Origin of the sequence: Nonomuraea sp. NPDC049309, from assembly GCF_043196965.1 — a bacterium.
Lineage (GTDB): Bacteria > Actinomycetota > Actinomycetes > Streptosporangiales > Streptosporangiaceae > Nonomuraea > Nonomuraea fastidiosa.
Genome location: NZ_JBICSH010000001.1, coordinates 1,448,646 through 1,469,923 on the forward strand (window position 1 = coordinate 1,448,646; position 21,278 = coordinate 1,469,923).

Genomic DNA, 21,278 nt, shown 5'->3' on the forward strand with positions numbered 1-21,278 from the left:
TCAGCCGACGGTCCAGCGGCCGTCGCGCATCAGCGTGCGGCCAGCCAGCTCGTTCGCCTCGCGCCACGCCTGGATCCGGAGCGGCGTGATGTGGAAGTAGTAGTAGGACTCGGGCTCCTTGCGCGGGTCGAACCCGGCCTTGGCCGCGAACGCGTCGCCTACCTCGGCGGGCAGCTCAGCGGCCGGCGTGGCGCGTACGGTGCCGTCGATGAGCACGACGTCGCGCACCAGCCCGATGCCGATCCGGACCTTGCCGCCCGCGAGCAGGTTGCGCCCGGTGGCGCTGGTGGCGGTGGTGGAGACGATCAGCGACTGGCCGTCCCAGAGGAATGACAGCGGCACCATGTACGGCGTCCCGTCGGCGCTCGCGGTGGCCACCCAGGCGTCCACGTCGTGTTCGAACCGGTGCAGGGTGTCCTGCTTGCGCTGCTGCGGGCTGCGCGGTGGTGGGGCGGTCATGCGTTCCTCTCCCTGTCGGACGTTCGTCACGGCCGCGGGGAGGCGGCAGCGACTTGATCCGACATTATGGACGAGAACTCAGCGATCGTCATCGCCGGGCCCGGCGGTCTTGCCGGGCCCGCAGGACCCGGCGTCCAGCCCGGCCACCTTCCACTCCGCGCCCGGGAACGGGCTCATGAAGTGCGTGAGCAGGTCCACCGCGTAGTCGGGCACCTGACCGCCCGGGTCGAGCAGCGACACCATCTGGGGCCCGTCGGCGCCGCGCAGCGTGATCCTGTTGGCGGCGCCGCCGCCGGCCGCGAAGCCCGGCTTGGCGTCCACGGTCACGCAGGCGAGGCTGATGCCGGCGGCCTTGATCTGCTGCTTGGCCCCGATGCGCCGCATGCGCTGGTCGTAGCGGCGCAGGGCGAGCGAGGTGGTGGGGCCGATGCGGACGGACTGGCGGAAGACGTCGGCGCCGATCTCGCGGCTCAGCTTGATGTCCAGCTTGACGTCCGGCCGCAGGTCCACGCCCGTCGCGGCGATCTTGACGGTGCCGTACGAGCCTTCGAAGCCGGGTGCGACGTACCCGATCGCGGCGGGCGCCTTCAGCCCGAACGGGATCCTGCCGGGCCGCAGCCGCAGCCACGACATGCGGGAGATGCTGAACGTGACCCGCTCGACCGAGCTCTTGCGCAGCCCGAAGCTGCCGCCCACGTGGTAGGTGAGGAAGCCGCCGGTGTGCGGGACCTCCTTGTCCACGGCGAGCTTCTGCGCGGGCATGCCGTCGATGCGCAGCCCGCCGCGTACGGTGATGCGCCCGGTGGGCACCGGCTTGGAGACCAGGTCGAGCGACTGGTCGGGGTTGAGCCTGATCGTGGTGTCGGCGGCCAGGTCGCGCACGGAGAGCGCGACGTCGCCGAGCCGCCCCGACGGGTCCACCAGGCCGCCCTCGACGCTGAGCCGCCCGTCGAGCGTGTTGACGTTCCCGACCGCCTTGTAGGTGACGGCGGGCACGCTCAGCCCGGCGGCCGAGGCGTCGGCGTCCACGCCGAAGACCGCGGGCACGTCGGAGAAGCGCAGCTCGCCGGTGCCCTTGCCGGGCAGCGTGACCTTGGCCTTGAGGTGCTTGACGGGCGCGGAGTTGCTGACCCTGATCCGGGTCTTGGCCCCGTACGTGCCCTGGAAGGCGAAGGAGGCGGGCACCGGGTCGATGGCGAGCCGTCCGCGCAGCCCGGCGGCCTCGGCGTGCACCGACAGCGCGCCGAGCGTGGCGGCGGGCTCGATCTTGTACGCGGCCTGCACCGCGCCGCCCTGTGACACCGTGATCGGCCCGAGCGACATGCCGGTGACCTTCTCGGGCAGGCCGGCCAGCTTGGCCCTGGCCTTGACCGGCACCGGCGACAGCACGCTGCTGGCGAGGTAGACGTCCAGGGAGCGGTTCTCGGGGCGGAAGCCGGAGAAGGCGAACGTCTTGCCGCCGAGGTCCACCGTCACCTGCTCGGGCAGGCCGCTGACGTCGAGGTAGCCCTGCAGGCCGAAGCAGCCGCGCCGGGCCGCGCAGAACGCCCCCTGCGCGCAGCCCGGGCGTCCGGGGGCGCAGGCGCCGTCCACCAGCGACACGCCGCCGGACACGGCGGGCGCGGCCCGCATGCGGTCGAGCGCGGCGGCCTTGCCGAGCCAGGCGCGGGCCTTCACGTCGAGCGGGGAGCCGGTGTAGGTGAGCCTGCCGCCGTCGGAGGCGACCGAGAAGCGGCCGGGGACGGGGCCGACGGTGCCGAGGATGCCGTAGCGGTCGTCGCCCTGCCGGATGTCGGCGTCCACGGTGATGCGGCCTCCCGCGGCGTCCAGGCCGGCGGTGAGGCCCTGCGGCGACGGGGTGAGCTCGACCTGCTTGAGCTTCTCCACGCGCACGCTGGCGTCGAGGTCGCCGCTCGCCTGGTCGTAGTGGGCGGCGAGGTGCGGTCCTGCGGGCGAGGTGGCGCGGTCGTGGTTGGTGAAGGCGAGCTCCGCCGACCCGACGGGGCCGGACAGCCCGCGGAAGCGGTACGCCCCGGCGGCCCACGAGGCGTCGAACGTGGCGGGCACGCCGGTGACCTGGGCCGCGGCCCTGGCGTAGCGGTCGCCGAGCTTGGCTCTGGCGAGCGCGGTCACCTTCGACACCGGCCCGTCGGCGGTCCAGGTGAGGGTCTGCGCCTTGGTGTCGGCGACGAGCTCGGCGCGCTTGCCCACGCCGTCGACGACGGCGCGGACGTCCTCGCCGGACGGCGTCGTCACGTGCGCTTTATTGGCATAAATCCGCACCGAACGTACCTTGCCCGACGACGCGACCTTGACCGTCGAGCGCTCGCCGAGCGCCCATGACGCCTCCACGCTGTCGCGCACGCCGAGCACGGTGGCGTCCACGGTGGGGCCGGACCTGACGTTCGCGTACGCGGCCCGCATCGTGCCGATCACGCCGCCGGCCCGGTAGACGGCCTTGCGCGCGACGGGGTCGAGGGTGACGTCCACGGTCGCGGGCGTGCTGGACAGCTCCAGGCGGGCCAGATGGGTGCGGTCGATGCTCGCCGCGCCCGTGAACGGCCCGCCGCCCGCCGCGGCGTCGAGGTGGGCGTGCGGCTTCGCCCCGTACGTGACGTCGAAGCCGCGCAGCCCCGACAGCCTGCCGGACACGCCGATCGCGGCGCCGTCCTTGATCATGGTGACGTGGTCGCCGCGCGGGGTGGCGATCGCGCCGCCCCCGCGCTGCAGCACCACGGCGAAGTCCTTGATGGGCGCGCTGGAGCTGTGCGTGACGCGGTGCGCGGCCATGTCGTTGACCACGCCGACCTTGCCGGGCACGGCGCTGAGCCGGGCCTTGATCACGGTCTGCCCGGCGCCGCGGTCGTAGAAGACGATGTCGGACCGGCCGGCACCGCCTCCGGCGGTCGCGGCCGAGAGCGTCTGCTTCCTGTCCGCCGAGCGGTAGCGGGCGGTGAAGGAGGGCGGCACCCGGTCCATGCCGACGCGGATGACGCGTGACAGGCGGCCGTTGCGGTAGTGGAGGTCGTCCAGCTCGGCCCGGCCCACGGAGGAGGGGCTGGTGAAGGTGATCGTGCCGCCGGAGACGCGCACCTGGGCGCGGGCGGCCATGCGGTCGAGCACGGCGTGGGTGAAGCGGCTGCCGGTCACGGCGAGCGCCTCGAGCCGGGCGGGGGCGGATGCGGCGACGTCGAGCGAGGGCTCGCCGAGCGCCGCGTTCACGGTCAGCCGGGAGGTGGCCGGGGTCTGGCGGAGGCTGACGGAGTTGCGGCCCTTCAGCCCGGCGACCAGGGCGGCGGAGGCTCCCGGCTCCTTGCGCCGCACGACGGCCTTGACCCGCCTGCCCGCCAGGTCCACGGTGAACGTGCCCCGGTCGGATGCCGACAGCGAGGAGCCGCGGCGCAGGCCGTCGAAGCCGACCGAGACCTTGCCGTCGTACTCGGCCCAGACCTGCGCCTTGAGGTTCTGCCCGCCGAGCCGCTTGACGGTGAACGTCACGCCGGCCACGCCCTTGCCCGGCTCGGTCGCGGGCACCAGGTCGGCGACCAGGTCGGGCTTGTCGTCGCCGGTGACGTCGGCGTACATGGGGACGGCCACGGGACGGCGGGCCGAGCAGGACACCGGCACCTGGGCGCTCTCCACGCACAGCCGGTACGTCACCCCGGAGACCGTCTTGGCCGCCGGGTCCGGCAGCGACGTGGTGGTCTTCGGCAGCACCTTCGAGGTGACCTTGCCGAGCGTCTTGCCGAGGTCGCCGACCGCCTTGCCCGTCCGCTCGGTCACCTTGGCCAGCCCGAGCGGGCGGGCCTTCGAAGTGTCCGGCAGCACGTTCCCCGCCTCCGGCGCGCCCCTGCCGTACCCCAGCCGCTCCTGCACGGCGGCGGCGCCCGAGGTGATCTGGTTCACCAGGCCGGAGCCCGCGGGCGTGGTCACCACGGGCGCGCCGGGACCCACCCGCCGCTCCCCCATCGGCCGCAGGGCGAGCGAGGGCCGGCGCGAGACGGTGACGACGGCGGGCGGCGGCTCCTCCACGGCCGGTACGGGCGCGATGCGCACCGCCGCGGGCTTGGCCCGCACCTGCGCCGGGGTCCGCGGTCCGGCCTGGGCCGGCGTCCAGGTTCCCGCCTGGGCCGCCGGCGGTACGGCCGTCAGGGCCGTGCCCGCGATCGCCGTCGAAACGAGCACGCGCAGGAGGGCGTGCGGCATTGAGCGTTTCCCCCGACCTGGTCTCGGTTCATCCCTTCAGAAACAATGGTCACGAGATGACCACATTTCCTCACAGGGAGTCAAACGCCCCCGGACATGGGGCTCCAATTTTTCGGGAACGGTCGGGTTTCGCCGCAGGTAGCGGGCTTCAGGAGGGTTTCACGACACGTGTACGACGATCTTGCCGCGTACGCCGCCCGCCTCCAGCGCCCGGTGCGCTGCGGCCACCTCGTCGAGCGGGAACACCCGGTCCACGGCCGGCCGCAGCTCGCCCTTCTCGACGTGGCGGGCCAGGTCGGCGAGCAGCCGATGCGAGGGCTTGCCGCTGAAGAAGCGCACGCGGGAGCGCCCGCGGCGGGCCGACGCGGCGATGTAGGCCAGCGAGGAGACGGGGCGGCGCAGGTCGAACGCGATCGTCACCATGCGCCCGCCCGGCGCGAGCAGGCGGTGGAAGACCCGCTGATCGGTGCCGACGGTGTCGAAGACCACGTCGAAGCGGCCCAGCTCGGACGGGTCCGTGGCCGCGTAGTCGAACGCCTCGTGCGCACCGAGGCCGCGGACGAAGTCCAGCGTGCCCGCCCCCGTGAGCGCGGTGACGTGCGCGCCGTACGCCCTGCCGAGCTGTACGGCGATGTGCCCCACGCCGCCGGCGGCGCCGCGGACGAGCAGCCGCTCGCCGGGGCGCAGCCCGCCCTTGTCGCGCAGCGCGGTGATCGCCACCGTGCCCACGGGCAGGGCCGCCGCCTCCACGTGGCCGAGCCCGGACGGCGTCAACGCGATGGCCCGGGGGCGTACGACGACGTACTCGGCGAAGCTGCCGAACGTCCTGCCGAGCACGCCCCACACCCGGTCGCCCGCCTTCGGGCCGGTGGCGCCGGGGCCCACCTCGGCGACCTCGCCGGCGAAGTCGAGACCCATCGGCTTCGGCCAGCCGCGCGGGTTCACGTCCGTCACCAGCCGCACCTCGCCCGCCCTGCCGTGCAGGTCACCACCGTTGACGCTGCCCGCGTGCACGCGCACCAGCACCTCGCCGGGGCCGGGGACCGGCTTGGGGAGCGTGCCGACGTACAGCACGTCGGGCGGGCCGTACCGGTCGAACAGGACCGCGCGCATCTCGTTCACTGTGCTCATTCCCTTTCGCTTCGGGTGTCTCCGACAGCTAAACGGATGGCGCCCTCCACTTACGCTAATCTGAGAGACATGCCTGGTCATCGCTCTCACATCGCCGATCGCCGGGAGCTGCGGGCCGACGCGCGGCACAATCGCGATCGGATACTCGACGCGGCCAGGGAGGCGTTCGCGGCGCGCGGTCTCGACGTGCCGATGGCGGCCATCGCGCGGCGGGCCGGCGTGGGCGTCGCCACGCTCTACCGGCGCTTCCCCTCGCGCGAGTCGCTGGTGACCGCGGTCTTCTCCGACCAGGTCGCCGAGTGCGCGGGAGCGGTGGACGAGGCGCTGGCCGACCCCGACCCGTGGCACGCGTTCCAGACGCTGGTGGAGAAGGTGTGCGCGATGCAGGTGGCCGACAAGGGGTTCACCGCCGCGTTCATGACCGCCTTCCCCGAGGCGATCGACTTCGAGCGCATGCGGCGGCGGGCCGAGCAGGGGCTGGCCGAGGTCGTGCGCAGGGCCAAGGCCGCCGGGCGGCTGCGCGCCGACTTCGCCATCGCAGACCTGGTCGTGCTGATGCAGGCCAACGGCGGGGTCGCCGCGATGGCGGGCGAGTCGGCGGCGGTCGCGTCGCGGCGGCTGGTGGCGTACATGCTGCAGGCCTTCCGTGCCGGCAGCCCCGCCGGGAACGCGGCCGAGGACAACGCCGCTGACAACAAGGCAGCTGAGCGCGCCGTGCCGCTGCCGCCGCCCGCGCCGCTGCGGCTCGTGCACGCTCTCGCCCCACAAACCTGACGGCCGCGCCACGGGTTCCACCGCTTTGCTGGGCGGCCGGCATGTTGCAAGGTGGAAATAGGTGGAAGTAGGCACCTCAACGTTGACGAGAGTGTTCGGCTGAGAGGAGCCCACCATGCATGCGAAGACCGGTGACAAGCTGATCATCCACGGCAATGTCGTCGGCCAGGGCGACAGGGAGGGCGAGATCATCGAGGTCCGGGGGCCGGAGGGCGCGCCACCGTACGTCGTGCGCTTCCCCGACGGCCACGAGCAGTTCGTCTTCCCCGGGCCCGACGCCGTCATCGTCCCGGCCCAGAGGCAGGACTGACCGGGGAGGCCGGCGAAGGCCCCAGGAGGCCGTCAGCAGGCTCCTGGGGAGCTTCTGAGGAGGGCATCGCGCGGTCCCGCCGCCCGCTCCGGCGGCGGGCCGCAGCGGGCCCCTGACAGGTGAGAGCCACGCGAGCCCGTGGAGCGCGTCGCGCGAGCCCCTGGGCGCGCGGGGCCTTCGGGTGCCCGGCGGCCCGGCGCGGCAGGAGAGCGCCGACGGCCACGAACTGCGGTTCGCGGTCGACTACCTGTCCGGATACCTGCTGACCCGGCTGCCGCTGCCGGTGCTGAAGGCGGCGGCGCCGTCCAGGATCGTCAACGTCAGCAGCCTCGGCCAGTCCCCCATCGATTTCGACGACGTGATGCTGCTCAAGGGCTACAGCGGCCGCCGGGCCTACACGCAGAGCAAGCCGGTGTTCACCGTCGATCTGGCCGAGGAGCCGGCGGGCACCGGGGTGACGGCCAACGCGCTGCACCCGGCCACGTACATGCCGACCAAGATGGTGACCGCGGCGCCGCTGAGCGAGCTGCGCGAGGGCGTGGAGGCCACCTCGCGGCTCGTCACGGACCCGGAGCTGGACCCCGGAGCTGGAGGGGGTGTCCGGGCGGTTCTTCGACGGGCTGCGGCCCGCTCGGGCGCTGGAGCAGGCCCACGATCCCGACGCGCGGGCCAGGCTGCGGGCGCTGTCGCGGGAGCTGACCGGGTGCTGAGCGTCACCCGCTTCACCTGCCCCTTTGGGCGCATCGGCGGGCGGCTAAGGTGCCTCGTATGAAATATGACACGTTGTTCCGCCTGGACGGGCGGCGGGCCGTAGTGATCGGCGCCGGAAGCGGGATCGGCAGGGAGGCGGCGCTGGCGCTGTCCGCCCACGGCGCTCACGTGATCTGCGCCGACCGCGACCTCGCCACCGCCACCGAGACCGCGGAAGGGTGCGGCGGCAGCGCCCGTCTGCTCGACGTGCTCGACGGCGAGGCGGTGCGGGCGCTCGCCGCCGAGGAGCCGGCGGACGTGCTGGTGTTCACCGCGGCCACGAACGTGCGCAAGCGGCTGCTCGACTACTCGGGCGAGGAGTTCGACCGCGTGGTGAACCTCAACCTGCGCGCCTCCTTCGACGTCGTACGCGCCTTCGGAGCCGGCATGGTCGAGCGGGGACGCGGATCGATCATCGGCTTCGCCTCCATCCGCGCCTCCGTCACCGAGCCGGGCCAGGGCGTCTACTCGGCCACCAAGGCCGGCCTGGTGCAGCTGCTGCGGACGGCGGCCGCCGAGTTCGGGCCGAGCGGCGTGCGGGTCAACGCCATCGCGCCCGGCGTCGTGGAGACCCCGCTGACCCGGCAGATCAAGGACAACCCCGCCTGGTACGACGCGTACGCCGCCAAGAGCGCGCTCGGCCGCTGGGCCGCGCCCGAGGAGCTGGCGGGCGCGGTGGTGTACCTCGCCGGCGACGCGGCCAGCTTCGTGACGGGCTCCGTCCTGTACGTGGACGGCGGCTGGACCGCCGTGGACGGCCGCTTCGACCCGCCCAACTGACCCCTCCCCCGGGCCACCCCGCCCTCACCCGGCCTCCCCGCCTCACCCGGCCTCCCCGGCCTCGACCGGCGCGGAGGCCGGGCCACCCCGCCCTCGCTCGGCTTCCCCGCCTCACCCGGCCTCCCCGGCCTCGACCGGTGCGGAGGCCGGGCGTCCCCGCCCTCGACCGGGCATCCCACCCACGACCGGCTTCCCCACCCCCGATGGGGGAGGAAGCCCGGGCACCCACCCTCGAACGCCAGGAGGCCGGGCGCGCTTCTCCAGCGCCCCAGGCGCGGTCAGGCCGCACTCGCAGTCAGGCCGCACTCGCAGTCGGGCCGTGGTCGGGGTCGGAGCGCCGTCGCGTCGGGCCGCCGACGGGGGACCGGGCCGGGGACCGGGCCGGTCCCCCGGCTCGGGCCGGGCGGGACTGCGCCGCGGGCGGACCCCGGGCCGGGGGCGGGGCTTCCCGGCCCGGAAAGCCCCGCCGGGGCGGTTACGGGCGGATGATGGCCATGCGGGTGACGGTCAGCTCCTCGATGGCGAACCTCGGTCCCTCGCGCCCGGCGCCGGAGTCCTTGACGCCCCCGTACGGCATGTTGTCCGCACGGAACCCCGGCACCTCGTTGACCACCACTCCCCCGGCCTCGATGCGGTCGATGGCGGCGAACGCCGTGGCCAGGGAGCGGGTGAAGACGGCGGCGTGCAGGCCGTACCGCGAGGCGTTGACGGCGTCGAACGCGGCCTCCAGCGAGGGCACGGGCCGCACGCACACGACGGGCCCGAAGATCTCCTCCTCCCAGGCGGCGGCGCCGTCCGGCACCCCGGACAGCACGGTCGGCGCGATGGCCCGCCCTTCGCGGTGCCCGCCGGTGACCACCTCGGCTCCGGAGCCGGCGATCCAGTCGAGGACGCGGTCGGTGGCGGCGGGGTCGATGAGCGGCGCGACGCGGGTCTCGGGCAGGCGCGGGTCGCCGACGGCGACGTCCTTGACCTTCTCGGCGAGCAGCGCCGTGAACGGCTCGGCCACGCTCTCCTCGACCAGCACCCGCTGCACGGAGATGCAGGCCTGCCCTGAGGCGTAGTAGCCGCCTCTGACGACCGCGTCGGCGGCGGCCTCGATGTCGGCGTCGCCGGCCACGACGAGCGCCGCGTTCGAGCCGAGTTCGAGCAGCACCTTGGTGGGGGCGGCGGAGCGGGCGATGGCGTGGCCCGCGGCGGCCGAGCCGGTGAAGGAGACCGCGCCGATCCTCCGGTCCTCCACCAGCCGCCTGCCCACCTCCACGTCGCCGGTGACGAGCTGCACGCCGGCCGGGGGCAGGCCCGCCTCCCTGAGCAGGTGCACCAGCCAGAGCGTGGCGAGCGGGGTGGCGGGGGCCGGCTTGACGATCACGGGGCAGCCCGCGGCGACCGCCGGGGCGATCTTGTGGGCGGCCAGCAGCAGCGGATAGTTGAAGCCGGTGATGCCGACGACGACGCCGATGGGGCGGCGCGTCCAGAACCCGACCAGGCCCTCGCCGGACGGCAGCAGGTCGAGCGGCACGGTCTCGCCGTGCAGCCTGGCGACCTCCTCTGCGGCGGTCTCCAGCGTCACGAGCGTCCTGTCCACCTCCACCCGGCAGTCCACCAGCGGCTTGCCGGTCTCCAGCACCAGCAGCCGCTCGAAGTCGGCGCGCCGCGCGCGCAGGGCGTCGCGGGCGCCGGTCAGCGCGGCGCGGCGGGCGTGCGAGGGCAGCGCCGCCATCCGCGGGGCGGCCTCCAGCGCGGCGTCCAGGGCGCGCGCGGCCAGCTCGGGCGTGCCGAGCGGGGCGTCCGCCACCGTGGAGCCGTCGTAGGGGAAGATGACGCCGCTGGTGTCCGCGGTCTCCACCCAGCCGCCGCCGATGGGCAGCCCGCCGGGCCACTCCTGCTTCATGACCGCCTCCTCAGGCTTGGAACAACGTTGAGACTCAGGTGGCGTCCCCGCGAGCGTGGAGGGACGCTCAGGGGCACGCCGGGCGCAGGCGCGGCGGCGCCCGGGACCGTGCCGAGCGCGGACGCGCGCCCCGCACCACGGGGACAGGCGTCAGGCGCGGGCACCGCACCACGGGGACGAGCGTCAAGCGCACCCGCCGCACCACCGGGGCGAGCGTCAAGCGCACCCGCCGCACCACGGGGACAGGTGCCGAGCGCGCGCGGCGCGTCGCGGGGACAGGTGCCGAGCGCGGGCGCGGCATCGCTCACGCCGGCCGCCTCGCGCTCGGGAACACGTCGAGGTAGGCGGGCGCGCCGTCGCGGCCGGTGGCGGCCAGGACGGCGTGCGCGACGGCGCGGCTGAAGGCGTCGGCCGCCGCCGCGAGCATGTCCTGGAAGGCGTCGTGACCGGGAGCCGGGGCGGCGCAGGTGGCCAGGCCGAAGACGGTGTCGCCGTCGGTCATGGTGTGGGCCGGCCTGATGGCCCTGGCCAGGCCGTCGTGGGCGACCGCGGCCAGCTTGCCGCACTGGGCCTTGGTGAGCGTGCGGTCGGTGGCGACGACGCCGATCGTCGTGTTGAACGACGGTGCGCGCACGGGCGTCCAGGCGGCCACCTCGGCCGGGTCGGGGACCTGGAGGTGGCCGAACTCTCCGGGCAGGCCGTAGCGGACCCCGGCGAGCGTGCCGTCGAGGGGGTCGAGCACGGAGCCGGCCGCGTTGACCACGCTCAGCGCGGCCACGGTCGTGCCGTCGCCGAGCACGGCGCTCGCCGTGCCCACGCCGCCGGCCAGCCCGCCCGCCACGGCCCCGGTGCCCGCGCCCACGCTGCCCTGGCCGGGGACGCCCCCGGCCGTCGCCACGTCGTAGGCGGCCGCGCCGAAGGACGGATCGGGGGTGGCGCGGAAGGAGCCGCCGCGACCGAGGTCGAAGATGACGGCGGCGGGCACGATCGGCACCACGCCGCCCGCCACCGGGTAGCCGATCCCGGCGTCGGCCAGCCGGTCCACCACGCCGCACGCCGCCGCCAGCCCGTACGCGCTGCCGCCGGTGAGCACCACGGCGTGCACCCGCTCGACCAGGTTGCGCGGGTCGAGCAGCTCGGTCTCCCTGGTGCCGGGCGCGGCGCCGCGCACGTCGACGCCGGCCACCGCGCCCGCGCCGGAGCACAGGACGACGGTGGTGCCGGTGCGGTGGCCGGCATCGGTGCGCTGGTGGTGGCCGACGCGCAGCCCGGCCACGTCGGACAGGCAGTTGGCCGGTCCCGGCCGCATCAGTGGTCCCCGGTGAGGAAGCGCCTGGCGGCCTCGGCGAAGACGCGGGTGCAGCGCACGATGTCGTCGATCTCGACGTACTCGTCGGCCTGGTGGGCGATCCACTTGCCGCCGGGGCCGTACACGACGGACGGGATGCCGCCCCAGTGGGTGAGCACGGTGCCGTCGGTGCTGCCCGGCACGCCGCCGTAGACGGGCTCCTCGCCGGTCACCGTGCGGTGGGCGGCGGCGAGCGCGGCGACCACGGGGTCGGTCACCGGCACGTCCACCGGCGGCCGGTCCACCAGCACGCTCACCTCGGCGGTGATCCCGTCGTGAGCGGCGAGGGCGGCGACCCGGTCGGCGATGTCCTTGTGCTCGACGCCGGGGATGGTGCGCACGTCCACGAAGATCGAGGCGACCGCGGGGATGACGTTGACCTGCTCCTGCGAACCCGCCTGGAGCACGGTCGGGGTGACGTACACCTCGCCGAGGTGCTCGTGGGCGGGGTGGCGGGCCTGCAGCTCGTCCTGGAGCGCGCGCAGCCCGACGAGCAGCGGCCCGGCGGCCTGGATGGGGTTGCGGCCGTGCTGCGGCATCGCGCCGTGCGCCATCTTGCCGGTGAGGTCGACGCGCAGCCGCAGCGCGCCCTTGGCGACGGCGCAGATCTCGCCCGCCTCGGGCTCGGCGACGATGGCGCCGTCCACGTCCGCGGCGAGGCCCTCGGAGACGAAGTGGTGCGCGCCGATCATCAGGCCCTCCTCGTCGGCCAGCGCGCACACCTTGATCCGGCCGGGGAACGGTCCAGCGAGCTGCAGCGCGCGGGTGGCGTAGAGGGTGGCGGCCAGGCCGGATTTCATGTCGGCGCTGCCCCTGCCCCACAGCTTGCCGTCGCGGATCTCGCCGCCGAACGGGTCGACGGTCCAGGACGACAGGTCGCCTTCGGTGACGACGTCGGTGTGCCCCTCGAACATCAGCGTCGGGCCGGGCCCTCCGCCGCCCTCGACCACGGCGACCACGTTGGGGCGTCCCGGCGCGGCCTCGTACACGACGGGGTCCCAGCCCCACTCGCGCATCTTGGCCGCGACCAGGTCCGCGGCGGGCTGCTCGGAGCGGCCCTTCGCCGGGTCGTTGGTGCTGGGGATGCGTACCAGCGCCTGCGTGAACTCCACCACTCCGTCGGCGTCGACCTCGATCATGTCCATCCCTCCAGCGTCGGTACGGCCTCCAGCAGCGCCCGCGTGTACGGGTGGGCGGGCGCGGCCCAGACGTCGTCCACGGGCCCGGTCTCGACGATCTCTCCCTGCCGCATGACCGCCACGGTCTCGCACACGTGCCGCACCACCGACAGGTCGTGCGAGACGAACACGAGCGTGAGCCCCAGCTCGTCGGCGAGGTCGGTGAGCAGGTTGAGTATCTGCCCGCGCACGGAGACGTCCAGCGCGCTGACCGGCTCGTCGGCGACCAGCACCGCGGGTCTGGGCGCGAGCGCGCGGGCGATGGCGATGCGCTGGCGCTGCCCGCCGGAGAACTGGTGCGGGTAGCGCTCGGCGGCGTCGGCGGGCAGCCCGACGGCCTCCAGCAGCTCGGTGACCCGGCCGTCCACGGGGAGGCCGAGCGCGACGAGCGGCTCGGCGATGAGGTCCCGGACGCGCATGCGCGGGTCGAGCGAACTGAGCGGGTCCTGGAAGACGATCTGGAGGTTCTCGCGCAGGAAGCGCAGCCTGCGCTCGGGCAGTCCGGTGATCTCCCGCCCGTCGAAGCGGATGCTGCCCGAGGTGGGCCGGTCGAGCCCGCACAGCAGGCGCAGCAGGGTCGACTTGCCCGAGCCGGACTCGCCGACGATGCCGAAGCGCTCGCCGCGGTGCACGGTCAGGGAGACGTCGCGCAGCGCGCGCACCTCCGCGCCCGGCTTGGTCAGCGAGGTGCGGGGGCGGCGGTAGACGCGGGTGAGGCCGGTGACCTCGATCAGCGGGGTGCCTGGCATGTCGCTTCTCCCGTCAGTGGTCCGCACGGTCTGCTGCGGGGTCTGCTGCGTGCTCTTCTGCGGGGTGCTCTTGGGCGGGGTTCTCTTCTGCGGGGTGCCAGCACGCGTACGCGTGGCCGTCGCCCGTGAGGTCCGGCGCCGTCTCGCACTGGGGGGTGGCGTGCGGGCAGCGGTTACGGAACACGCAGCCGGCGGGGAAGCGCCCGGCGGGCGGGACGCTGCCCGCGATGGTGGGCAGGCGGGTGCCGCGCGGGGTGAGCTTGGAGGCGGCCAGCAGGCCCTGCGTGTAGCGGTGGCGGGGCCGGGAGAAGACCTCGCGCAGCGGGCCGGACTCGACGATGCGGCCGCCGTACATGACGATGACGCGCTCGCAGACGGAGGCGACGACGGCGAGGTCGTGGGTGATGAACAGCAGGGCGGGCGCGACCTCGGCGATCAGCTCCAGCATCTGCTTCTGCACGGTGACGTCGAGCGCGGTGGTGGGCTCGTCGCAGATGAGCAGCGAGGGGTCGTTGGCCAGGGCGATGGCGAGCATGACGCGCTGGCGCTGGCCGCCGGAGAGCTGGTGCGGGTACGAGCGGGCGATCTGGGCGGGCTCGGGCAGACGCACCCGGTCCAGCAGCTCGACCGCCCGCGCGCGGGCCTCGTCGCGGGGCCGGCCGTGCAGCGTCATGACCTCGGCGACCTGGGCGCCGATCCGCATGAGCGGGTTGAGCGCGGTCATGGGCTCCTGGAAGACCATGGACAGCTCGCGCCCGCGCAGCCGCTTGAGCCGGCTCTCCGGCACGCCCACCAGGTCGTGCTCGCCGAGCCGCGCCCGGCCGGTGGCGGTGACGCCCTCGGGCAGCAGGCCCATGAGGGACAGCGCGGTCAGCGACTTGCCCGACCCGGACTCGCCGATCAGCCCGACCCGTTCGCCGGGCGCGATGCCGAACGACACGTCGTGGACGAGCTCGACGTCGCCGGCGCGGACGGTGAGTCCGTCAACGCTCAGCACGGATCCTCCTGAGCTTGGGGTCGAGGAAGTCGCGCAGGCCGTCGCCGAGCAGGTTGAAGCCGAGCACGGCGAGTGCGATGGCGAGGCCGGGCCACAGGGCCAGGCGCGGGGTGGAGAACAGCAGCTCCTGCGACTCCTGCAGCATGCGTCCCCACGACGGGGTGGGCGGCCGGGTGCCGAAGCCGAGGAACGACAGCGCCGCCTCGGCGAGGATCGCGATGGCGAACGACACCGACGCCTGCACGATGAGCACGGAGCCGATGTTGGGCAGCACGTGGCGCAGCGCGATGGCGGACCGGCGGCGGCCGGCGGCCCTGGCGGCGAGCACGTAGTCGGTCACCATGACCTGGAGCGTGGCGGCGCGGGCGACCCGGGCGAACGCCGGGACCGTGGCCACACCGATCGCGATCATCGCGGTGAGCGTGCCGGGGCCGTAGACGGCGCCCAGCATGACGGCGAGCAGCAGCGCGGGGAAGGCGAAGACGAGGTCGTTGACCCGCATGATGAGCTCCGACAGCCAGCCGCGCGGCGTCATCCCGGCGATCATGCCGAGCGGGATGCCGAGCGCGGCGGCGATGCCGACCGCGACGATGCCGACGTACAGGGTGGTGCGGGCGCCCACCATGAGCTGGCTGAAGGTGTCGCGGCCGAACTTGTCGGCGCCGAGCAGGTAGCCGCCGCCGGGCTCGCGCAGCTTCTGCGCGGCGTCGACGAGGGTCGGGTCGTGCGGGGTCCAGAAGAACGACACCAGCGCGGCGAGCGTGACGAGCCCGACGAGCGTGCCGCCGACCAGGAGCCCGGCGTTCAGCCTGCCTCTCATCGCAGCCTCGGATCGAGCAGGTGGTAGGCGACGTCCACCACGAAGTTGATCAGCAGTACGGCGGCCACCAGCACCATCACCACGCCTTGGACGAGCAGCAGGTCGCGCCCGGCGACGCCGTTGAGCAGCAGGTCGCCGAGCCCGGGGATGACGAAGACGCGTTCGACGACGACCGCGCCGATGAGCAGCGTGGCCAGCTGCAGGCCGAGCACGGTGACGACGGGGATGGAGGCGTTGCGCAGGCCGTGCCGCCACAGCGCGCCGGTGGCGCCGCGGCCCTTGGCCCTGGCGGTGCGCAGGTAGTCCTCGCGCATGACGTCGAGCACGGCGCTGCGCACGTACCGGGTGAGCACGGCGCCCTGGACGAGGCCGAGCGACAGCCACGGCAGCAGCAGGCCGCGCAGCCACTCCCCCGGGCTCTCCGAGATCGGCACGTAGCCGCCGGACGGCAGCGCCTGCGCCTTCACCGCGAAGACGAACACCAGCAGGATGCCGGCGAGGAACGCGGGGACGGCGATGCCGACCTGGCTGAAGGCGCTGATGGCGGCGCCGAGCGGGTTGCGGTGGTGCACGGCGGCGAACGTGCCGGCGGGCACCGCCAGCACCAGCGCCACGACCATGCCGCCGAGCACGAGCACGGCGGTGACGCCGAGCCGGTCGGAGATCTGCGGGCCGATGGGCGAGCTGGTCACGTACGAGACGCCGAAGTCGCCGTGGAGCAGGCCGCCCGCCCAGTCGAGGAACTGGGTGAGCGGCGGGCGGTCGGTGCCGTACTGGCGGCGCAGCTCGGCGACCGCCTCGGGGGTGGCGTTGACGCCGAGCGCGATCTCGGCGGGGTCGCCGGGCAGCAGCGCCATGAACGCGAAGACCACCACGGCGGCCGCGGCGGTGCTCGCGATGAGCACCGCCAGGCGTTTGAGCAGGTAGAGCGTCACTGTTGCCGGGAGAGTGCGGTGAAGTCGAAGGACTCGGAGATGGCGTTCTTCGGCAGCCCGGTGACGCCCTTCTTCGCCACGATCAGGTTGGGGAAGAGGAAGAGGAAGTCCGCCGCGGCGTCGTCGGACAGCAGCTTGGCGGCCTTCTTGAGGTCGTCGATCTGCTCCTGCTCGGTGCCCTCGTCGGCGGAGGCGAGCAGCTTGCCGAACTCGGGGTTGTCGTACCGGAAGTAGTACGACTTATCGGCAAATATGCCCATGTCGCGGGGTTCGACGTGGTTGATGATCGACAGGTCGTAGTCGCCCTTGGTGAACACCTGGTCGAGCCAGCGGGCGGGGAACTCCAGCGGCTCGATCTCGGCGTTGATGCCGACCTGGGCGAGCTGCGACTTGACGACCTGCGCGCTGCTGACCGCGTACGGCAGGTTGGGGATGCGCATCTTGACGTTGTACGTCTTGCCGCCCAGCAGCTGCTTGGCCTTGGCCGGGTCGTACGGGTAGTCGCCGGTGCGGTCCTCGTACCAGGGGTCGGTGGGCGGCACCATCGAGCCGATGAGCTGGCCGCGCCCGGCCCAGGCGGTGTCGAGCAGCGCCTTGTGGTCGATGGCGTACCGGACGGCCTGCCGGACCTTCTTGTCGTCGAACGGCGGCCGGCCGTTGTTCATCGACAGCACGACCTCGCCGTTGGTGGTGCCCTCGACGGTCTCGAACCTGTTGGGGTCGGCGAACTGCTGCAGCGACTCGGGCGCCTGCACGCTGGAGATGACGTCGATGCCGCCGGTCAGCAGCGCGTTGTTCATCGCCGTGGCGTCCTTGAAGTACTTCAAGGTGATCGACGACAGCGCCGGCTTGGCGCCCCAGTAGGAGGGGTTGGCGTCGAGCCTGATGGAGTCGCCGCGCCGCCAGTCGCCGAGCACGTACGGGCCGGTGCCGACGGGCTTGTTGGCCAGGTCGTCCACGCCGGTGCGGCTGAACATCGCGCCGAGCCTGGTGGCCATGGCGTAGAGGAAGCCGTTGCTCGGCCGCTTGAGCGTGACGACGGCGGTGCCGTCGTCCTTCTTCTCCACGTCGTCGATCACGTCGAGCTGCGACTTGATCTTGAGCTTCCAGTCGGTCTTGACGCGGTCGAGCGAGAAGACGACGTCGTCGGCGGTGAACGGCGCGCCGCTGGAGAACTTCACGCCCTTGCGGAGGGTGAAGGTGTAGGTCTTACGGTCGTCCGAGATGTCCCACTTCTCGGCGAGCAGCGGCACGATCTTGCCGTCCTGGTCGAGCTTGACCAGTCCCTCGTAGACGTTCACGAGCAGCGCCTGCGGGATGGCGGCGCCCTCGGTGGAGGTGAAGTCGAGGTTGGCCGGCTCGGCCACGAACCCGACCGACAGCGATTGCGCCTTGGAGCCTCCTGTGTCACCGCCGCCGCCACCGCTACCGCCGCCGCCGCACGCGGCGGTGGCCAGCAGGAGGCCGCCCGCGGCGAGCCAGATCCCGATTCGCCTCATGTCTTACAGCCTCCTGGCTAGTGCACTGGTCTGACCAGTAGGCTACGCACATTGCCAGTTGACGACGGCTCGGGTCAAGGGGGCTTACATGGGTGGTCCGCGCTTTGAGCCCGTACGCGCGGTGCGCGCCTACGAGCGGGTCGTCGAGCAGATCGAAGAGGCGATCGAGAGCGGCGCCCTGTCCCCGGGCGAGCGGCTGCCCAGCGAGCGCGAGCTGATGGTGCAGCTCGCGGTGGGCCGCTCCACCGTACGCGAGGCGCTGCGCGTGCTGCAGGCCCGCGGGCTGGTGCGCTCGCGGCCCGGCGACCCCCACGGCGCGGAGGTGCTGCCGTTCTCGCCGGCCGCGCTGCACAAGTCGATGACCACGCTGGCCCGCGTGGAGCAGCTGTCGCTGGGCGAGCTGGTGCAGTTCAGGATGGTGCTCGACTCCGCGGCGATCCTGCTGGCCGCGCGGCTGCGCACCGATGAGCAGCTCGCCGAGATGAACAAGGCGGTGGAGGCGATGCGCGCGGCGGCGGGCACGGAGCCCGGCACGGCCGACACCGAGGCGTTCGGCCGGGCCGACGTGGCCTTCCACGACGCGGTGGTCGCGGCGAGCGGCAACAAGCTCATCCAGATCTGCACCGACGTCGTACGCCAGATCGTGCTGCGGCAGATCTCCGCCCGCATCGACGCCGCCGACGACCGGCAGGCGCTGATGCGGCGCAGCATCCGGCACCACGAAGAGGTCATCGAGGCGATCAGGGCCGGCGACGGCCCGCTGGCGGCCCGCCTGTCACGCAGGGCGATGTACGACTACTACGCACCTTATGTAAAGGAAAGCGAGACAAGTGCCCTGCGAGCACTGCTGGAGTGATCTGGCCCACAAGGGTGTTATCTTGCCCAGGTGGCGCGCGTGGACCGGGATCGGTTGACTGAGGCTTTTCTACGCGAGCCGCGCCGATACACCAGTCACCAGGTCGCCGAGATGGCGGGCGTGCCGGTCTATCGCGCGCGGCGCTTCTGGCGTGCCCTCGGGTTCCCCAACGTGCCCGACGACGCGATCGAGTTCACCGATTCCGACGTCGAGGCGCTCAAGACGCTGCTGGGCATGGTCACCTCCGGCATCTACGACGAGGAGCACGTGCTGCTGACGGCCCGCGCGCTCGGCCAGGCCACGGCGCGGCTCGCCGAGTCGCAGGCCGAGCTGGGCGCGGAGGCGCTGGACCGGGCCGGCGTGCCGCTCGCCGAGCGGCCCAAGGCGTGGCGGCGGCGGGCCGAGCGGGTGGTGCCCGACCTCGCCCGCCTGCTCGTCTACGCCTGGCAGCGCCAGCTCGCCGCCGCCGCGGGCCGCATAGCCGAGCAGGACATGAGCGCCGTACGCCTGTCCGTGGGCTTCGCCGACCTGGTGGCCTTCACCCGGCTGAGCCGGCAGATCACCGCCGCCGAGCTGGCCAGGCTCATCGACAGGTTCGAGGGGCGCTCGGCCGACATCGTGACCTCCACCGGCGGCCGGGTGGTCAAGACGCTGGGCGACTCGGTGCTGTTCGTCTCCGAGAAGGCGCACGTGGCGGCCGAGATCGCGCTGAAGCTCGTGGAGACGCACGCGCGCGGCCGGGACATGCCCGAGCTGCGGGTGGGCCTCGCCTCGGGGCCGGTCATCTGGCGCATGGGCGACGTGTTCGGCACGACCGTCAACCTCGCCAGCAGGCTGACCGCGCTGGCGCTGCCCGGCAGCATCCTCGCCGACCCGCAGCTCGCCGAGGAGCTGGAGGGCGATCGCGCGTTCCGGCTGCGCGAGGTGAACCGGCTGTCGGTGCGCGGGCTCGGCGAGCTGGCCCCGTACACGGTGCTCCGCGCCGAATCCACCTGAGCCGTCCGCAGCCGTCCGCAGCCGTCCGCAGCCGTCCGTGCAACCCGGGCAACGCGGCGCGGCGGACGATGCGTCTGTACCGGCGACCGGCAAGGGCGACGGAAGGCGCACAAAGGTGGCGGACAGGGCGATATTCGATGAATTCGTGGCGACGCGCACGGATCGGCTGTTACGCACCGCGTACCTGCTGACCAGGGACTGGGGCGTCGCGGAGGACCTGCTGCAGGAGTCACTGGCCAAGGCGTGGTTCGCCTGGCCGGACATCGACGAGCCCGAGGCGTACGTGCGCAGGGTCCTGGTGACCACGTACACGTCCTGGTGGCGGCGGCGCTGGCGCAGGGAACTGCCCAGCGACGCCCTGCCCGAGCGGCCCGTCGAGGACCGGGGCGACGGCGAGCGCGAGGAGGTCTGGCGGGCGGTGGGGCGCCTGCCCGCCAGGCAGCGCGCGGTGATCGTGCTGCGCTTCTACGAGGACCTGCCGGTGAGCGCGGTGGCCCGGCTGCTGGGCTGCGGCGAGGGCACGGTCAAGAGCCAGACCGCCAAGGCGCTGGCCAAGCTGCGCGTGGACGAGTCGATCATGAGGGAGGCGTACCGATGAGCGTGCGAGAGCTGCGTGACGTCCTGCGCGAGCGGGCGGATGGTCCCGCGCCGGCGAACCCGTACCGCATCGAGCAGGTCCGCGCGCGGGTGCGGCGGGTCAGGAGGCGGCGGACGGCGGCCACGGTGGCGCTGGCGGGGGCCGCGACCGTGGTCACCGTGCTCGCCTCGGTGACCGTCACGGGCGCGCTGCACCCGGGCGCGCCCGACGCGGCGGCCGTGCCGGGGATCGGCGGCGGGGCGGAGCTGCCCGCGTACTACGTCTCGCCCGACGGCACCGCGTACCGGCGGCTGGAGGAGGCCACGGTGGACGCGCGGGGCGAGAAGACGACGATCACGGTCACCAACACCGGGCGCCCGCTGGAGGCGGCCGTCATGTGCGGCACGGACGCGGCCGCGATCGCGCCCGAGGTGTACGTGAACGGGCGGCGGGCGGAGTCGCCCGGGATCGCCTGCGAAGGCGCCGGCATGCGGCTGCGCCCCCTGGAGGTGCCCGCGGGTGCCGGAGAGGTGCAGGTCACGTTCGACACGACGGGTCCCGCCTGCGTGATCAGGACGGAGAACGGGCCGTGCACGCCGGAGCAGCCCCGCGCGGGCCGCTGGAGGGTGGCGGTCTACGACTGGACGCCGCCTGCGCGCCCCGTCAAGCCGCGCCCCGTCACCCTGCCCGGCCGTCTCGACGGCGCGACGCGGATCAAGGGGTTCACCGGCACATGGCCGGACGACGGGTCCTACGAGACCACGCTCACCGCTCCCGGCCGCTACACCATCGAGCGCGACTGCTCGGGCGACCTGGGCGACCGGCTGTGGTTCAAGTACTGGATCGACGGCGCCGAATCGCGCGCCCTCACCGGGTGCGGCGTACGCCCGCTGGGCGGGGACGCGTTCACCGTGCGCAAGGGCCAGAAGGTGAAGGTCCGGGTGCTGGTGGGGCTGTGGGGGGCCGGCACCAACCGGCCGGTGTCGTGGGCGGTGGGACTCTACCGCCGGTAGGCGCAT

The 21,278-nt window shown here is 73.6% G+C and carries 19 protein-coding genes; 8 read left to right on the forward strand and 11 right to left on the reverse strand.

From position 1 onward, the window contains the following. The 3 genes from ACGFIM_RS06685 to ACGFIM_RS06695 all read right to left on the reverse strand — a co-directional run bounded on the left by ACGFIM_RS06685 (position 1) and on the right by ACGFIM_RS06695 (position 5,796). Positions 1–459: a pyridoxamine 5'-phosphate oxidase family protein gene (locus ACGFIM_RS06685; RefSeq protein WP_393195713.1), complete on the reverse strand. Its 459-nt coding sequence runs from the start codon at positions 457–459 to the stop codon at positions 1–3. A gap of 78 nt (positions 460–537) precedes the next feature. Continuing rightward, positions 538–4,665, reverse strand: coding sequence for a hypothetical protein (locus ACGFIM_RS06690; protein ID WP_393195716.1), 4,128 nt, complete (start codon positions 4,663–4,665; stop codon positions 538–540). A 159-nt stretch (positions 4,666–4,824) separates the two neighbouring features. Further along, a complete protein-coding gene (locus tag ACGFIM_RS06695) occupies positions 4,825–5,796 on the reverse strand; it encodes an NAD(P)-dependent alcohol dehydrogenase (RefSeq protein ID WP_393195719.1) in 972 nt (323 codons plus the stop codon). 69 nt (positions 5,797–5,865) lie between these two features. Here ACGFIM_RS06695 and ACGFIM_RS06700 point away from each other — a divergent pair, with 69 nt between their 5' ends. From ACGFIM_RS06700 to ACGFIM_RS06715, 4 genes are all read left to right on the forward strand, one after another. Then, complete coding sequence (locus ACGFIM_RS06700; protein WP_393195722.1) at positions 5,866–6,570, forward strand: TetR/AcrR family transcriptional regulator; 705 nt, start codon at positions 5,866–5,868, stop codon at positions 6,568–6,570. Positions 6,571–6,685: 115 nt separating this feature from the next. After that, positions 6,686–6,880: a DUF1918 domain-containing protein gene (locus ACGFIM_RS06705; RefSeq protein ID WP_393195725.1), complete on the forward strand. Its 195-nt coding sequence runs from the start codon at positions 6,686–6,688 to the stop codon at positions 6,878–6,880. 181 nt (positions 6,881–7,061) lie between these two features. Then, positions 7,062–7,652 carry a hypothetical protein gene (locus tag ACGFIM_RS06710; RefSeq protein WP_393195727.1) on the forward strand — a complete coding sequence of 197 codons (591 nt, stop codon included), beginning with the start codon at positions 7,062–7,064 and terminating at the stop codon, positions 7,650–7,652. Next, positions 7,649–8,410: an SDR family NAD(P)-dependent oxidoreductase gene (locus tag ACGFIM_RS06715; protein ID WP_393195730.1), complete on the forward strand. Its 762-nt coding sequence runs from the start codon at positions 7,649–7,651 to the stop codon at positions 8,408–8,410. Before ACGFIM_RS06710 ends, ACGFIM_RS06715 begins: the two co-directional genes overlap by 4 nt. Before the next feature lie 475 nt (positions 8,411–8,885). Here ACGFIM_RS06715 and ACGFIM_RS06720 read toward each other — a convergent pair whose 3' ends face one another. The 8 genes from ACGFIM_RS06720 to ACGFIM_RS06755 form a co-directional block, all read right to left on the reverse strand. Continuing rightward, complete coding sequence (locus ACGFIM_RS06720) at positions 8,886–10,304, reverse strand: aldehyde dehydrogenase family protein (RefSeq protein ID WP_393195733.1); 1,419 nt, start codon at positions 10,302–10,304, stop codon at positions 8,886–8,888. A gap of 304 nt (positions 10,305–10,608) precedes the next feature. Next, complete coding sequence (locus tag ACGFIM_RS06725) at positions 10,609–11,613, reverse strand: P1 family peptidase (RefSeq protein WP_393195736.1); 1,005 nt, start codon at positions 11,611–11,613, stop codon at positions 10,609–10,611. After that, entirely contained in the window at positions 11,613–12,797 is a 1,185-nt protein-coding gene (locus ACGFIM_RS06730) for a M20 family metallopeptidase (protein WP_393195739.1), read from the reverse strand. Before ACGFIM_RS06730 ends, ACGFIM_RS06725 begins: the two co-directional genes overlap by 1 nt. Continuing rightward, a complete protein-coding gene (locus tag ACGFIM_RS06735) occupies positions 12,788–13,579 on the reverse strand; it encodes an ATP-binding cassette domain-containing protein (protein ID WP_393195742.1) in 792 nt (263 codons plus the stop codon). Before ACGFIM_RS06735 ends, ACGFIM_RS06730 begins: the two co-directional genes overlap by 10 nt. A gap of 13 nt (positions 13,580–13,592) precedes the next feature. Beyond that, the gene (locus ACGFIM_RS06740; RefSeq protein WP_393195745.1) at positions 13,593–14,576 is read right to left on the reverse strand and encodes an ABC transporter ATP-binding protein; all 984 of its coding nucleotides are present in this window, start codon (positions 14,574–14,576) and stop codon (positions 13,593–13,595) included. Further along, positions 14,563–15,396, reverse strand: a complete 834-nt coding sequence (locus ACGFIM_RS06745) for an ABC transporter permease (protein WP_393195748.1) — start codon at positions 15,394–15,396, stop codon at positions 14,563–14,565. Before ACGFIM_RS06745 ends, ACGFIM_RS06740 begins: the two co-directional genes overlap by 14 nt. After that, positions 15,393–16,331, reverse strand: a complete 939-nt coding sequence (locus tag ACGFIM_RS06750; RefSeq protein WP_393195751.1) for an ABC transporter permease — start codon at positions 16,329–16,331, stop codon at positions 15,393–15,395. The genes ACGFIM_RS06745 and ACGFIM_RS06750 overlap by 4 nt, the downstream gene beginning before the upstream one ends. Next, positions 16,328–17,830: an ABC transporter substrate-binding protein gene (locus ACGFIM_RS06755; RefSeq protein WP_393195754.1), complete on the reverse strand. Its 1,503-nt coding sequence runs from the start codon at positions 17,828–17,830 to the stop codon at positions 16,328–16,330. The genes ACGFIM_RS06750 and ACGFIM_RS06755 overlap by 4 nt, the downstream gene beginning before the upstream one ends. An 88-nt stretch (positions 17,831–17,918) precedes the next feature. Between ACGFIM_RS06755 and ACGFIM_RS06760 the strand changes: the two genes are divergently transcribed. The 4 genes from ACGFIM_RS06760 (at position 17,919) to ACGFIM_RS06775 (ending at position 21,272) form a co-directional block, all read left to right on the forward strand. Beyond that, positions 17,919–18,686 carry a FadR/GntR family transcriptional regulator gene (locus ACGFIM_RS06760; protein ID WP_393195757.1) on the forward strand — a complete coding sequence of 256 codons (768 nt, stop codon included), beginning with the start codon at positions 17,919–17,921 and terminating at the stop codon, positions 18,684–18,686. Positions 18,687–18,725: 39 nt separating this feature from the next. Then, positions 18,726–19,682 (forward strand): adenylate/guanylate cyclase domain-containing protein, encoded by a 957-nt coding sequence (locus ACGFIM_RS06765; protein WP_393199645.1) that lies wholly within the window; start codon positions 18,726–18,728, stop codon positions 19,680–19,682. Positions 19,683–19,797: 115 nt separating this feature from the next. After that, on the forward strand, positions 19,798–20,280 hold the full coding sequence (locus ACGFIM_RS06770; RefSeq protein ID WP_393195760.1) for a SigE family RNA polymerase sigma factor: 483 nt from the start codon (positions 19,798–19,800) through the stop codon (positions 20,278–20,280). After that, positions 20,277–21,272 (forward strand): hypothetical protein, encoded by a 996-nt coding sequence (locus ACGFIM_RS06775; RefSeq protein ID WP_393195763.1) that lies wholly within the window; start codon positions 20,277–20,279, stop codon positions 21,270–21,272. The genes ACGFIM_RS06770 and ACGFIM_RS06775 overlap by 4 nt, the downstream gene beginning before the upstream one ends. Positions 21,273–21,278: the final 6 nt, after the last annotated feature.

Bases quoted from the DNA above. Each gene is read 5' to 3' on its own strand.
- ACGFIM_RS06730 (WP_393195739.1), bottom strand. From the start codon at position 12,797: ATGGACATGATCGAGGTCGACGCCGACGGAGTGGTGGAGTTCACGCAG.
- ACGFIM_RS06700 (WP_393195722.1), top strand. From the start codon at position 5,866: ATGCCTGGTCATCGCTCTCACATCGCCGATCGCCGGGAGCTGCGGGCC.
- ACGFIM_RS06685 (WP_393195713.1), bottom strand. From the start codon at position 459: ATGACCGCCCCACCACCGCGCAGCCCGCAGCAGCGCAAGCAGGACACC.
- ACGFIM_RS06755 (WP_393195754.1), bottom strand. From the start codon at position 17,830: ATGAGGCGAATCGGGATCTGGCTCGCCGCGGGCGGCCTCCTGCTGGCC.
- ACGFIM_RS06705 (WP_393195725.1), top strand. From the start codon at position 6,686: ATGCATGCGAAGACCGGTGACAAGCTGATCATCCACGGCAATGTCGTC.
- ACGFIM_RS06735 (WP_393195742.1), bottom strand. From the start codon at position 13,579: ATGCCAGGCACCCCGCTGATCGAGGTCACCGGCCTCACCCGCGTCTAC.
- ACGFIM_RS06715 (WP_393195730.1), top strand. From the start codon at position 7,649: ATGAAATATGACACGTTGTTCCGCCTGGACGGGCGGCGGGCCGTAGTG.
- ACGFIM_RS06745 (WP_393195748.1), bottom strand. From the start codon at position 15,396: ATGAGAGGCAGGCTGAACGCCGGGCTCCTGGTCGGCGGCACGCTCGTC.
- ACGFIM_RS06775 (WP_393195763.1), top strand. From the start codon at position 20,277: ATGAGCGTGCGAGAGCTGCGTGACGTCCTGCGCGAGCGGGCGGATGGT.
- ACGFIM_RS06720 (WP_393195733.1), bottom strand. From the start codon at position 10,304: ATGAAGCAGGAGTGGCCCGGCGGGCTGCCCATCGGCGGCGGCTGGGTG.
- ACGFIM_RS06760 (WP_393195757.1), top strand. From the start codon at position 17,919: ATGGGTGGTCCGCGCTTTGAGCCCGTACGCGCGGTGCGCGCCTACGAG.
- ACGFIM_RS06690 (WP_393195716.1), bottom strand. From the start codon at position 4,665: ATGCCGCACGCCCTCCTGCGCGTGCTCGTTTCGACGGCGATCGCGGGC.
- ACGFIM_RS06695 (WP_393195719.1), bottom strand. From the start codon at position 5,796: ATGAGCACAGTGAACGAGATGCGCGCGGTCCTGTTCGACCGGTACGGC.
- ACGFIM_RS06725 (WP_393195736.1), bottom strand. From the start codon at position 11,613: ATGCGGCCGGGACCGGCCAACTGCCTGTCCGACGTGGCCGGGCTGCGC.